Source organism: Pseudomonas asiatica, assembly GCF_040214835.1.
In the GTDB taxonomy this organism is placed as follows: Bacteria; Pseudomonadota; Gammaproteobacteria; order Pseudomonadales; family Pseudomonadaceae; genus Aquipseudomonas; species Aquipseudomonas putida_Z.
In genome coordinates this window covers 5,006,192-5,017,564 of sequence record NZ_CP157874.1, presented here as the reverse complement: position 1 = coordinate 5,017,564, position 11,373 = coordinate 5,006,192, and the positions used below count along the sequence as shown (strand labels likewise).

Sequence of the window (11,373 nt, the reverse complement as noted above, 5' to 3'; positions counted from 1 at the left end):
GGAAAGGACCTTAAGAGATTTCCCACATGAAAGTGGCCGCAAGGCGAGTGACGAGCTGTGTGCTTTCGCTATTGCTGGCCGCCCTGTTCCTTTCCGCAGGCCCGGCCCAGGCAGACCCCGCCATAACTGCCGCCCAGGCGCAGCAACGTGCCAAGGCCGTCACCCAGGTGGTGCTGGGCATCTTCAGTTACGCCCGCTGGCCCGTCGAACCCTCGCCCTTGCGCCTGTGCGTGGTCGGCCCGACCGAATACGCCGATGACCTGATCAAAGGCCATGTGCAGGAGTCCGGCCGACCGCTGCAGGTGCGGCGGCTGCTGGCAGACGATAGCCAGGTCGCCCAGGCCTGCGACGCCATCTACATCGGCAAACTCGACCAGGGCCAGCGCGACCGGCTGTTCGAGCGCGTCAGTGGCCACCCGGTGCTGAGCATCAGCGAGGCAGACGACCCGTGCACGGTCGGCAGCCTGTTCTGCTTGCGGGTCAGCGACCAGCAGGTAGCCTTTGAAGTCAACCTGGATTCGGTGGCACGCTCCGGCGTGCGCATTCACCCCAGCGTGCTGCAATTGTCGCGGCGCCGGGCGGTGCAACCATGAAACGAACCCGCAAGCGCGGCGTGCGCCCGACCCTGCGCTCGGTGCTGGGCCGTGGCCATCTCAGCGTCGCCTTGCTCGCCGTGGGCCTGGCCGGCATATCCCTGACCCTGCTGGGCGTGCTCGCCCTGCGTGTCTACGCCAACGACAACCTGCACCTGATCGCCCGCTCGATCAGCTACACCGTGGAAGCGGCGGTGGTGTTTGACGACAGCGCAGCGGCCAATGAGTCGCTGGCGCTGATTGCCAGTACCGAGGAAGTGGCCGAAGCCAGGGTCTTCAACAACGAAGGCGAGCAGTTGGCGCATTGGCAGCGCAGCGATACCGGCGTGCTCGCGCGGCTGGAGGCGCAGGTGGCCACCGCCTTGCTGGATGAGCCGATCAACCTGCCGATCACGCACCAGCAACAGCAGGTCGGGCGCATCGAGCTGGTTGGCCAGGGGCGAAGCCTGTTGCTGTTCCTGTTCAGCGGGCTGACCGGCATCCTGTTCTGCACGGTGCTCAGCGCCCTGGCTGCCCAATACCTGTCGCGGCGTCTGCTCAGCGATATCGTCCGCCCGCTGCGTGGCCTGGCCAGTGTCGCCCACGCCGCCCGCCGCGAGCGCAGTTTTGACCGGCGCGTGCCGGAAGCGCCGATTGCCGAGCTCAACGAACTGGGCAATGACTTCAACGCCCTGCTGGACGAACTGGAGGTGTGGCAAAGCCACCTGCAGAGCGAAAACCAGACCCTGGCGCACCAGGCCAGCCACGACAGCCTGACCGGCCTGCCCAACCGCGCCTTCTTCGAGGGGCGCCTGAGCCGCAGTGTGCGCAATGCAGAACGGCAGCAAGATCACCTGGCGCTGCTGTTCCTCGACAGCGACCACTTCAAGCAGATCAACGACACCCTCGGCCATGCGGTGGGCGACGAAGTGCTGATCAGCGTGGCCGACCGCGTGCGTGCCCAACTGCGCGAGCACGACCTGGTGGCGCGTTTGGGTGGCGACGAGTTCGCCGTGCTGCTGACGCCTTTGCATTCGCGCCAGGACGCCGAGCACATTGCCGAGAAGATCGTTGCCAGCATGAAGTTGCCGGTGCAGCTGGACAGCGGTCGCAGTATCGCCACCTCGTTGAGTGTCGGTATTGCCTATTACCCGGATGACGGCGCTGACCCTGCCAGTCTTCTGAATGCCGCCGATGCAGCGATGTACCAGGCCAAGCGCAAACGCCGTGGTCATTGGCAAATGGCGCAGACGGAACGGTCCGCCAGCGAAATCAAGAACAGGAGTTGAACCCGTGATACAGGCTTTGCGTTTCCCCCTTTGGGCCTTGTTGCTTGCCGTGCTGGCGCTGACCGGCTGCCAGAGCGCTCCGCCCAAAGGCCTGACCGCCGAGCAGATTGCCGTGCTCAAGCGTGAAGGCTTTACCCCGACCGACGAAGGCTGGGCCTACGATTTGTCCGGCAAGGTGCTGTTCGGCAGCGACCTGGACAGCCTCAACAGCCAGAGCCAGGCGATTGTCGAACGCATTGGCAAGGCGCTGCTCGGCGTTGGCATCCAGGGCGTGCGGGTGGATGGGCATGCCGACTCATCCGGCAAGGCGGCGTATAACCAGCAGCTGTCCGAGCGCCGCGCGCAGAGCGTGGCCAGGGCGCTGGTCGGGGTAGGCATGCCGGCGCAGAACATCCAGTCCCGCGGGCTGGGCAGCAGCCAGCCGGTGGCGAACAACCGCACCAGCGCCGGGCGCACCGAGAACCGGCGGGTGTCCATTGTGGTGGCTTCCTACTGACCACAGCATACGGGCTATCAGATATCCCTGTGGGAGCGGGTTCACCCGCGAACACCGGCGAAGCCGGTGCCATGCACCGAGTTGTCTGCTTCGCGGGTAAACCCGCTCCCACTTTATCTGTGTTACCCCCGGGGTTTCAGCGCAGATGCACAAGTTGCCGGGGCTGCTCTGCAGCCCTTTCGCGACACAAGGCCGCTCCTACAGGTACAGCGATAACCTCGAGATCAACGCTGCACCCGTGGGAGCTGGCTTGCCGGCGATGGGCTGCAACGCAGCCCCCTTATTCCTGAGCAAACCGCATCTCTCGGGTCTCCCCCATCAACAACGGTGCATTCGCCTCGGTCACCCCGCGAATGTAATCCCACAGCAGGGTAATCCGCTTCAACTTCCTCAAATCCTCCCGGCAATACATCCAGAACTGGCGTGTCACCTCGATCTCCTCCGGCAACACCGTCACCAGCCGCGGGTCCTGCGCCGCAAGGAAGCACGGCAAGATCGCCAGCCCACGCCCCTGCAACGCAGCCGTGTACTGCGCAATCACGCTGGTACTGCGCAAATGCGCGCTGGCGCTGGGGATCAGGTTGGCCAGGTACAGCAGCTCCGAACTGAACGCCAGGTCGTCCACGTAGCTGATGAACGGGTGCCTGGCCAGGTCCGCGATCTGGTTGATCGGTGCATGGCTGTCCAGGTAGCCCTGGGTCGCGTACAGCCGCAAGCGGTAGTCGCACAGCTTGCAGCACACATAAGGCCCATGCTCCGGCCGCTCCAGGGCGATGACTATGTCCGCCTCGCGCTTGGACAGGCTGATGAAGTGCGGCAGCGGCAGGATATCCACCGAAATCGCCGGGTAGGCATCGACGAAGTGGCTTAGCTGCGGGGTGACGAAGAAGCTGCCGAAGCCTTCGGTGCAGCCCATGCGTACATGCCCCGACAACGCCACGCCCGACCCGGACACCTGCTCGCAGGCCATGTGCAGCGTGCTCTCGATCGACTCGGCATAGCCAAGCAGGCGCTGGCCCTCGGCGGTGAGGACAAAGCCGTTGGTCCGGGATTTCTCGAACAGCAAGGTGCCCAGCGCCCCCTCCAGCGAGCTGATGCGCCGCGACACCGTGGTGTAGTCCACGCTCAGGCGCTTGGCGGCGCTGCTGGCCTTGCGGGTACGCGCCACTTCAAGGAAGAACTTCAGGTCGTCCCAGTTGAGCGCGCTCAGGGATGTGAGGTCTTTTTGCATGATGATCCGGTTTTTTTGTGCGTTCTTGTTGGATGTTTGCACATCTATACTCGAAACAAGCCTCAGGACGCCACCTCGCGTTTGCACGGCGCTGGCGATCTCGTCCCGACAATAATTCCAAGGAGAACGCAGATGAACGCACCGCAATCCCCTAACCAGACCAAAATCGAGCAGGTCAAGCTGCTGATCGACGGCCAATGGGTCGAGTCCACGACCACCGAATGGCGCGACATCGTCAACCCGGCCACCCAAGAGGTGCTGGCGCGCGTACCGTTCGCCACCGTCGAAGAAGTCGACGCGGCCGTGGCCGCTGCCCAACGTGCCTTCCAGACCTGGCGTAACACGCCGATCGGCGCGCGCATGCGCATCATGCTCAAGCTGCAGGCGCTGATCCGCGAAAACACCAAACGCATCGCCCAGGTCCTCAGTGCCGAGCAGGGCAAGACCCTGGCCGACGCCGAAGGCGATATCTTCCGCGGCCTGGAAGTGGTCGAGCACGCCGCCTCCATCGGCACCCTGCAGATGGGCGAGTTCGCCGAGAACGTTGCCGGCGGCGTCGATACCTACACCCTGCGCCAGCCGATCGGCGTGTGCGCCGGCATCACCCCGTTCAACTTCCCGGCGATGATCCCGCTGTGGATGTTCCCCATGGCCATCGTCTGCGGCAACACCTTCGTGCTCAAACCGTCCGAGCAGGACCCGCTGTCGACCATGCTGCTGGTCGAACTGGCGCTGGAAGCCGGCGTACCGGCTGGCGTGCTCAACGTGGTGCATGGCGGCAAGCAAGTGGTGGATGCCATTTGCACCCACCAGGACATCAAGGCGATTTCCTTCGTCGGCTCCACCGAAGTGGGCACCCACGTGTACAACCTGGGCAGCCAGCACGGCAAGCGCGTGCAGTCGATGATGGGCGCCAAGAACCACGCGGTGGTGCTGCCCGATGCCAACCGCACGCAAACCGTCAACGCCCTGGTCGGTGCCGCCTTCGGTGCAGCAGGCCAACGCTGCATGGCCACCTCGGTGGCGGTGTTGGTGGGCAAGGCTCGCGAATGGCTGCCGGATATCAAGGACGCGGCCAGCAAGCTCAAGGTCAATGCCGGTTGCGAGCCAGGCACCGATGTCGGCCCGGTGGTTTCCAAGCGCGCCAAGGAGCGTGTGCTGGGCCTGATCGAAAGCGGCATCAAGGAAGGCGCCAAGCTGGAACTCGACGGCCGTGACGTCACGGTGCCGGGCTACGAGCAAGGCAACTTCATTGGCCCGACCCTGTTCTCGGGCGTGAAGACTGACATGCAGGTGTACACCCAGGAAATCTTCGGCCCCGTGCTGGTGACCCTGGAAGTCGATACGCTCGACGAGGCCATCGCCCTGGTCAACGCCAACCCGTTCGGCAACGGCACCGGCCTGTTCACCCAGAGCGGCGCGGCAGCGCGCAAGTTCCAGAGCGAAATCGACATCGGCCAGGTCGGCATCAACATCCCGATCCCGGTCCCGGTACCGTTCTTCAGCTTCACCGGCTCGCGTGGTTCCAAGCTCGGCGACCTCGGCCCGTACGGCAAGCAAGTGGTGCAGTTCTACACTCAGACCAAGACCGTCACCGCCCGCTGGTTCGATGATGACAGCGTCAACGACGGTGTGAACACCACCATCAGCCTGCGCTAAGCCATCAGCCTGCGCTAAGGAGAGAGTCATGCGTATCGCATTCATCGGGCTCGGCAACATGGGCGCACCCATGGCCCGCAACCTGATCAAGGCCGGGCACCAACTGAACCTGTTCGACCTGAACAAGGCCGTGCTGGCCGAGCTGGCAGAACTGGGCGGGCAGATCAGCCCTTCGCCAAAGGACGCGGCGGCCAATAGCGAGCTGGTGATCACCATGCTGCCGGCTGCTGCCCATGTGCGCAGCGTGTACCTGAACGAAGACGGCGTGCTGGCCGGCATTCGCCCCGGCACGCCGACCGTGGATTGCAGCACCATCGACCCGCAGACTGCGCGTGATGTGTCCAAGGCCGCAGCGGCCAAGGGCGTGGACATGGGCGATGCGCCGGTGTCCGGTGGCACCGGCGGCGCGGCGGCAGGCACCCTGACCTTCATGGTCGGTGCCAGCACCGAGCTGTTTGCCACCCTCAAGCCGGTACTGGAGCAGATGGGCCGCAACATCGTGCACTGCGGTGAAGTCGGCACAGGGCAGATCGCCAAGATCTGCAACAACCTGCTGCTGGGCATCTCGATGATCGGCGTGTCCGAGGCCATGGCCCTGGGCAATGCGCTGGGCATCGACACCAAGGTGCTGGCCGGCATCATCAACAGTTCGACCGGGCGTTGCTGGAGCTCGGACACCTACAACCCGTGGCCGGGCATCATCGAAACCGCGCCGGCATCGCGTGGCTATACCGGTGGCTTTGGCGCCGAGCTGATGCTCAAGGACCTGGGGCTGGCCACCGAGGCTGCACGCCAGGCGCATCAACCGGTGATTCTGGGGGCTGTGGCCCAGCAGCTATATCAGGCCATGAGCCTGCGCGGCGAGGGTGGCAAGGACTTCTCGGCGATCGTCGAGGGTTACCGCAAGAAAGATTGACGAGCGAGGACTTCATCGCGGGCCAGGCGGCCTTCCCTCTGTAACTGCGCACCAGAGGGAAGGGCGTCTGATCCGCGATTTTTTTTGCCGGCGGGCGGCCAGATTTATTCCACGTATTGTGATGGGTTTACTGACATTTGCACAGGCAACAAGCATCTTCAACCTAAGATGTCAATTTGCTATAGTTTCCAGATAGGGAAACTCGAGCCATCTTCATGTTCAAGATAATAGAGTCAATCAAAACCGCTCGTTACAAGCGAATAGTCAGGTCTCACGGGGGTAAGATTGCTGCCGGGCCATCAACATTCAGTAAATATGCCAGTGCGGATCTAGAGGAATATGTTCAGCTGGGCCATATAAAAATCCGATCTTCCCAAGTTGGGATTGGTGCTTACACCTATATTAGAAGTGGTACCCATCTTTCATTTGTATCTTCCATAGGTCGATTCTGCTCCATTGGCTCCGATTGTGTCATTGGTCAAGAGAAACACACACACCCATCCTCCTGGGTAAGTACCCATCCATTTCAGTATGAAGATGGAGGAAATCTGGAGTACCGAGCTGATGAAGCGCTTGCCCAGATAGGTCACGACGTATGGATTGGCGCCGGAGCCACTGTCCTTGCAGGCGTGAAGGTCGGGACCGGAGCCATCATCGCGACCCAGGCTTTGGTGTCGCGTGATGTGCCGCCGTATGCGATCGTGGGTGGGAATCCGGCAAAAGTCATCAAGTATCGACATGCTGAAGACATCATTGCCAGGCTCATGGACAGCGAGTGGTGGGATTTGGATACTGCTACCTTGAGAGAGCTGAATCTGGCAGAACCGGAAAAGTTCCTGAGGTCTATCGAAGATCGTACCTCGCGAAACAAAGTCAACTACAGAGTCGTTTGTCTTTCTCAGAAGGGTGTGAAACCTTTGAAGAGTGACCACTCCTAGTCGAGGGCGATGCGCCGAAAGCCACTGTTATACTTGCAGCAGGATATTTTATTCGACTCGCGGACCCTTTGATCATCATGCTTGAACCTGAGCGGCGTCATGTGGGACTTTTTGCGCATCCCACATGACCAGGCAAAGTCCGCTTATGAATCAAGCAAAGACAAAGTACTTGCGCACGGTCTCGACCACTTCCCAGGTGCCTTTCATCCCCGGTTCGATCACGAACACATCACCCGCTTTCAGGTGCTTCGGCTCTTCGCCTTCCGGGGTGATGATGCAGTAGCCATCGAGGAAGTGGCAGAACTCCCACTTCTCGTAGTTGACCTCGAACTTGCCCGGGGTGCAGATCCAGGTGCCCATGATCTTGCTGCCGTCGGCTGACAGATAGGCGTTGAGGTTGACGGTGTGCGGATCGCCGCCGATGCGCTTCCACTTGGTGGCGTCCACGACCGGCGTCGGGCAGGTTTCGCGCAGGACGGTGATGAAATCGGACATGGCACAACTCCTGGTGACTGGCTGAATGACTCGTCACCATAGGGCCATCGGCCGAGCCGCAGTTGCCTGGGCTCGACGTCCAGCTGTCTGGTCGCGCTATGCCAGGCGGTTGACCTCGACGGTGATGTGCGCCAGTTCTTCGTGTACGCCCAGGGCCTGGCGCACGCTGTCGGCGCTGAGTTCGGCCTGGGCGGCCAGGCCAAGAATGCAGGCGTACTGGTCCTTGCCCACGCGCCACACGTGCAGGTCGGTGATGCTGGCCGGCACCGGCAGCTGCGCGACCACCGCGCGGATTTCTTCCACTACCGGCGCGTCCATCTCCGCATCCAGCAGCACCCACCCGGTATCGCGCAGCAGCCCGCGGGCCCACAGCGCCACCAGCAGCGCACCGACCAGGCCCATGACCGGGTCGAGCCAGCCGGCGCCCCAGTACTTGCCGGCCAGCAGGGCGACGATAGCCAGCACCGAAGTCGCGGCGTCGGCCATCACATGCAGGTAGGCCGAGCGCAGGTTCAGGTCGTGGTGATGGTGGCCGTGGTCATGGTGATGATGATCGTGATGGTGATGGTCGTCACGCAGCAGCCAGGCGCAGATCAGGTTGACGGCCAGGCCCACGGCGGCGATGAAGATCGCCTCGTCATAGCGGATCGGCCCCGGTGCCAGCAGGCGCTCCACCGACTGGAATGCCATCAGCCCGGCCACGCCCAGCAACAGCAGGGCGCTGGAGTAGCCGCCGAGAATCTCGATCTTCCAGGTGCCGAAGGCAAAGCGCCGGTCGCCGGCATAACGCCGCGCGGCGGCATAGGCCAGCAGCGACAGGCCCAGGGCCAGGGCGTGGGAGCTCATGTGCCAGCCGTCGGCCAGCAACGCCATGGAATTGAAGAACCAGCCACCGGTAATTTCCGCCACCATCATCACCGCGGTCAGCCAAACGGCCAGGCGCGTCTTGCGCTCGGCGCCCAGGTTGCTGGTATGGAACTGGTGGCTGTGCTGCCAGCGGTCTGAGGTTTGTGTCGCCATGGTTTATCATGCTCCCGGAACGTCGAGAAATATACTATACCCCAGTATACCTAGCATGGTGTGAAACCCAATGGCACATACCCTGAAGAGCAAGAAGCAGCTGCTGACCCGGGTGCGCAAGATCAAAGGCCAGGCCGCCGCCCTGGAGACAGCGCTGGAGCAGGACAAGGACTGCCTGGCGATACTGCAGCAGATCGCCGCCGTGCGCGGTGCGGTGAACGGGCTGATGGCCGAAGTGATGGAAGGGCATATCCGCGAACACCTGGTGGCGGACGGGCTGAGTGCCGAGGAGCGGCAGGACGAGGCGGACAAGGTGGCGACGTTGCTGCGGTCGTACCTCAAGTAGCAGACCGGCGGCACCGATACCCTAGGGGGGTATTGGTACCCGATGGTGCTTGCTGATTTCCTACGTGTCAGAAGGCATGTTCTTACTTTGCCATCCAATCTGTCCGCTAGTCGCGACGTGTGTGCATAGTGTGTAGTGCGCTTTGTTCTGGTCAATTCGGTGTGTATGATACACATCGACTGCCGAGGAAGAATGAATGCGCAGTCGTGAAGTTATCCAGCTTATCGAAGCCGACGGCTGGTATCAGGTTGATGTGAAAGGTAGTCATCACCAGTTCAGGCACCCGAAAAAAAGGGGGCGAGTCACGGTTCCTCATCCCAAGAGTGAGCTCCCCAAGGGCACAGTACGCAGCATCTTGAAGCAGGCTGGCTTGATTCAAGCCAACGGCACTGTCAGCACGAGCATCAACGGAGGTAGTCAATGAAATTCCCGGTCGTATTGCACAAAGACGCCGACTCGGACTACGGCGTGACCGTACCTGATGTGCCCGGTTGCTTCAGCGCCGGTGCCACTGTTGCAAAAGCACTGGAGAATGTTCAGGAAGCGCTGGCACTGCATTTTGAAGGGTTGGTCGCAGATAACGAGGCATTGCCGCAGGCACAGGAAGTCGACGTCCATGTGGCGAACCCTGACTATGAAGGTGGGGTCTGGGCCGTTGTGGATTTTGATGTCACCCCGTACCTGGGCAAGGCGGTTCGCTTCAATGCAACGCTGCCGGAAAACCTGCTTCAACGAATCGACGAAAAAGTGAAGCGTGATCATCGCTATGCGTCCCGCTCCGGTTTTCTGGCGTCGGCAGCACTGCGAGAGTTGGCCCTTTCGCACTGATCGGTACGCTCACTTTCGCTACGCCCACCAATACCGCACAAAGTGGAAGAACACCGGCGCGGCAAAGCATACCGAATCCATGCGGTCGAGCATGCCGCCGTGGCCTTCGATCATGTGCCCCCAGTCCTTCACCCCACGGTCGCGCTTGATCGCCGACATCACCAACCCGCCGAAGAAACCCATGGCGTTCACCGCCAGCGCCATGAGTGCGGCCTGCCAGAAGGTGAATGGGGTGATCCAGCACAGCAGGGCGCCGATCAGGGTGGCCAGTGCCACGCCGCCGGCCAGGCCTTCGACGGTCTTGGATGGCGACAGGTTGGGCGCTACCTTGTGCTTGCCGAACAGCTTGCCGCACACGTACTGCAGCACGTCGCTGATCTGCACCACCAGGATCAGCCAGGCAATCAGCAGCAAGTTGCGGCCCTCGTAACCCGGGATGTCCAGGGTCATCAATGCCGGCACCGACGACACGCAGTACACCGCGATCATCAGCCCCCACTGCACCTTCGAGGCACGCTCGAGAAAGCGCGTGGTGTCGCCGCCGAAGCTGGCCAGGATCGGCAGCAACAGGAACAGGTACACCGGGATGAAGATGCTGAACAACCCGTACCAGTCCATGGCGATCAGCACGTACTGCACCGGCAGCGCCACATAGAACGCCGCCACCAGTGCCGGGTAGTCGCTGCGCCGGGTCGGGGTGAGCGTCATGAACTCGCGCAAGGCATAGAACGATACGCCGTAGAACAGCACGATCACGCCGTACTTGCCGAACAGGAAGGCGATGCCGATCACCAGTACCATCACCCACCAGGCGTTGATTCGGGCGTTGAGGTTGTCGATCACCGCGTGCGGTGCCTGGCCGGCGCGCCATTTGAGCAGGCGGCCGATCACGCTGGCGAGCAGCAGCAGGGCGCCGATGCCGGCGAACAGGGAAAGGGTGTTGTCGTCCATCTCAGGCATCCTTGGGGGCCAGGTTCAGCAGGGCCTGGCTGGCCCGCTCGAGAAAGGCTTGCTTGCTTTCATCCGCCTGCAGGTGCAGCGGCTCGCCAAAGCTCAATGTGCACAACAACGGCAACGGCAAGGCACGGCCCTTGGGCATCACCCGGTTGAGGTTGGCTATCCATACCGGCACCAGTTCGACTTCGGGGTTGGCTGCTGCCAGGTGGTACAGCCCGCTCCTGAACGGCATCAGCGGCTCGTCGCCGAGATTGCGAGTGCCCTCCGGGAAGAAGATCAGCGAGTCGCCCTGGGCCACGGCTTCGAGGATCGGTTGCAACGGGCTGCCCTGGCCAGCGCTGTGTTGCCGGTTGATCAGCACACCATTGAAGACCTTGCGGATGAGAAAGTCGCGAATGCCCGGCTTGGCCCAGTAGTCGGCGCCGGCTACCGGACGGGTACGCTTGCGCAGCGGTTGTGGCAGCGAGGCCCACAGCAGTACGAAGTCGCCATGGCTGCTGTGGTTGGCGAAATACAGGCGCTGCACCGGCAGCGGCGTGCAGCCCAGCCACAGGGCGCGGGCGCCGGTGATCAGGCGGGCGGCGGAAGTGATGAGGTAGGCGGTCAGGTTGGCGAGCATGGATCGG

General features: G+C 62.3%; 14 protein-coding genes. 9 read left to right on the top strand and 5 right to left on the bottom strand.

The features are described from left to right. The first annotated feature begins 26 nt into the window (after nucleotides 1-26). From ABNP31_RS22425 to ABNP31_RS22415, 3 genes are read left to right on the top strand one after another with little or no spacing between them, the layout of a single operon-like run. Nucleotides 27-593: a YfiR family protein gene (locus ABNP31_RS22425; protein ID WP_085664488.1), complete on the top strand. Its 567-nt coding sequence runs from the start codon at nucleotides 27-29 to the stop codon at nucleotides 591-593. Then, nucleotides 590-1,861, top strand: a complete 1,272-nt coding sequence (locus ABNP31_RS22420) for a diguanylate cyclase domain-containing protein (protein WP_350012776.1) — start codon at nucleotides 590-592, stop codon at nucleotides 1,859-1,861. Before ABNP31_RS22425 ends, ABNP31_RS22420 begins: the two co-directional genes overlap by 4 nt. A gap of 4 nt (nucleotides 1,862-1,865) precedes the next feature. Next, nucleotides 1,866-2,357 carry an OmpA family protein gene (locus ABNP31_RS22415; RefSeq protein WP_075046399.1) on the top strand — a complete coding sequence of 164 codons (492 nt, stop codon included), beginning with the start codon at nucleotides 1,866-1,868 and terminating at the stop codon, nucleotides 2,355-2,357. 280 nt (nucleotides 2,358-2,637) lie between these two features. Here the strand turns inward: ABNP31_RS22415 and ABNP31_RS22410 are convergent, their stop codons facing one another. After that, a complete protein-coding gene (locus ABNP31_RS22410) occupies nucleotides 2,638-3,588 on the bottom strand; it encodes a LysR family transcriptional regulator (protein WP_025340665.1) in 951 nt (316 codons plus the stop codon). Nucleotides 3,589-3,720: 132 nt separating this feature from the next. Here ABNP31_RS22410 and ABNP31_RS22405 point away from each other — a divergent pair, with 132 nt between their 5' ends. The 3 genes from ABNP31_RS22405 to ABNP31_RS22395 all read left to right on the top strand — a co-directional run bounded on the left by ABNP31_RS22405 (nucleotide 3,721) and on the right by ABNP31_RS22395 (nucleotide 7,101). Beyond that, entirely contained in the window at nucleotides 3,721-5,247 is a 1,527-nt protein-coding gene (locus ABNP31_RS22405; RefSeq protein WP_350012775.1) for a CoA-acylating methylmalonate-semialdehyde dehydrogenase, read from the top strand. 28 nt (nucleotides 5,248-5,275) lie between these two features. Further along, complete coding sequence (gene mmsB / locus ABNP31_RS22400; RefSeq protein WP_025340663.1) at nucleotides 5,276-6,163, top strand: 3-hydroxyisobutyrate dehydrogenase; 888 nt, start codon at nucleotides 5,276-5,278, stop codon at nucleotides 6,161-6,163. Nucleotides 6,164-6,378: 215 nt separating this feature from the next. Then, on the top strand, nucleotides 6,379-7,101 hold the full coding sequence (locus ABNP31_RS22395) for a CatB-related O-acetyltransferase (protein WP_085664484.1): 723 nt from the start codon (nucleotides 6,379-6,381) through the stop codon (nucleotides 7,099-7,101). 150 nt (nucleotides 7,102-7,251) lie between these two features. Here the strand turns inward: ABNP31_RS22395 and ABNP31_RS22390 are convergent, their stop codons facing one another. Together ABNP31_RS22390 and dmeF are read right to left on the bottom strand one after the other, a co-directional pair. Next, nucleotides 7,252-7,596, bottom strand: a complete 345-nt coding sequence (locus tag ABNP31_RS22390) for a cupin domain-containing protein (protein WP_003258412.1) — start codon at nucleotides 7,594-7,596, stop codon at nucleotides 7,252-7,254. A 96-nt stretch (nucleotides 7,597-7,692) separates the two neighbouring features. Next, nucleotides 7,693-8,616, bottom strand: a complete 924-nt coding sequence (gene dmeF, locus ABNP31_RS22385) for a CDF family Co(II)/Ni(II) efflux transporter DmeF (RefSeq protein WP_350012774.1) — start codon at nucleotides 8,614-8,616, stop codon at nucleotides 7,693-7,695. A gap of 70 nt (nucleotides 8,617-8,686) precedes the next feature. On the opposite strand from dmeF, the gene ABNP31_RS22380 reads away from it, so the two are divergent. From ABNP31_RS22380 to ABNP31_RS22370, 3 genes are all read left to right on the top strand, one after another. Further along, on the top strand, nucleotides 8,687-8,962 hold the full coding sequence (locus tag ABNP31_RS22380) for a metal/formaldehyde-sensitive transcriptional repressor (protein ID WP_003258414.1): 276 nt from the start codon (nucleotides 8,687-8,689) through the stop codon (nucleotides 8,960-8,962). Between the two features lie 196 nt (nucleotides 8,963-9,158). Next, complete coding sequence (locus ABNP31_RS22375; RefSeq protein ID WP_350012773.1) at nucleotides 9,159-9,386, top strand: type II toxin-antitoxin system HicA family toxin; 228 nt, start codon at nucleotides 9,159-9,161, stop codon at nucleotides 9,384-9,386. Further along, complete coding sequence (locus ABNP31_RS22370; protein ID WP_003258416.1) at nucleotides 9,383-9,790, top strand: type II toxin-antitoxin system HicB family antitoxin; 408 nt, start codon at nucleotides 9,383-9,385, stop codon at nucleotides 9,788-9,790. Before ABNP31_RS22375 ends, ABNP31_RS22370 begins: the two co-directional genes overlap by 4 nt. 18 nt (nucleotides 9,791-9,808) lie before the next feature. On the opposite strand, the gene ABNP31_RS22365 is transcribed toward ABNP31_RS22370, so the two are convergent. After that, nucleotides 9,809-10,741 carry a phosphatidate cytidylyltransferase gene (locus ABNP31_RS22365; protein WP_350012772.1) on the bottom strand — a complete coding sequence of 311 codons (933 nt, stop codon included), beginning with the start codon at nucleotides 10,739-10,741 and terminating at the stop codon, nucleotides 9,809-9,811. A gap of 1 nt (nucleotide 10,742) precedes the next feature. After that, complete coding sequence (locus ABNP31_RS22360) at nucleotides 10,743-11,366, bottom strand: lysophospholipid acyltransferase family protein (RefSeq protein WP_025340660.1); 624 nt, start codon at nucleotides 11,364-11,366, stop codon at nucleotides 10,743-10,745. Between the last annotated feature and the right edge of the window lie 7 nt (nucleotides 11,367-11,373).

Bases quoted from the DNA above. Each gene is read 5' to 3' on its own strand.
- ABNP31_RS22365 (WP_350012772.1), bottom strand. From the start codon at position 10,741: ATGGACGACAACACCCTTTCCCTGTTCGCCGGCATCGGCGCCCTGCTG.
- ABNP31_RS22375 (WP_350012773.1), top strand. From the start codon at position 9,159: ATGCGCAGTCGTGAAGTTATCCAGCTTATCGAAGCCGACGGCTGGTAT.
- ABNP31_RS22420 (WP_350012776.1), top strand. From the start codon at position 590: ATGAAACGAACCCGCAAGCGCGGCGTGCGCCCGACCCTGCGCTCGGTG.
- ABNP31_RS22380 (WP_003258414.1), top strand. From the start codon at position 8,687: ATGGCACATACCCTGAAGAGCAAGAAGCAGCTGCTGACCCGGGTGCGC.
- ABNP31_RS22425 (WP_085664488.1), top strand. From the start codon at position 27: ATGAAAGTGGCCGCAAGGCGAGTGACGAGCTGTGTGCTTTCGCTATTG.
- mmsB (WP_025340663.1), top strand. From the start codon at position 5,276: ATGCGTATCGCATTCATCGGGCTCGGCAACATGGGCGCACCCATGGCC.
- ABNP31_RS22410 (WP_025340665.1), bottom strand. From the start codon at position 3,588: ATGCAAAAAGACCTCACATCCCTGAGCGCGCTCAACTGGGACGACCTG.
- ABNP31_RS22395 (WP_085664484.1), top strand. From the start codon at position 6,379: ATGTTCAAGATAATAGAGTCAATCAAAACCGCTCGTTACAAGCGAATA.
- ABNP31_RS22390 (WP_003258412.1), bottom strand. From the start codon at position 7,596: ATGTCCGATTTCATCACCGTCCTGCGCGAAACCTGCCCGACGCCGGTC.
- ABNP31_RS22370 (WP_003258416.1), top strand. From the start codon at position 9,383: ATGAAATTCCCGGTCGTATTGCACAAAGACGCCGACTCGGACTACGGC.
- ABNP31_RS22405 (WP_350012775.1), top strand. From the start codon at position 3,721: ATGAACGCACCGCAATCCCCTAACCAGACCAAAATCGAGCAGGTCAAG.
- ABNP31_RS22360 (WP_025340660.1), bottom strand. From the start codon at position 11,366: ATGCTCGCCAACCTGACCGCCTACCTCATCACTTCCGCCGCCCGCCTG.
- dmeF (WP_350012774.1), bottom strand. From the start codon at position 8,616: ATGGCGACACAAACCTCAGACCGCTGGCAGCACAGCCACCAGTTCCAT.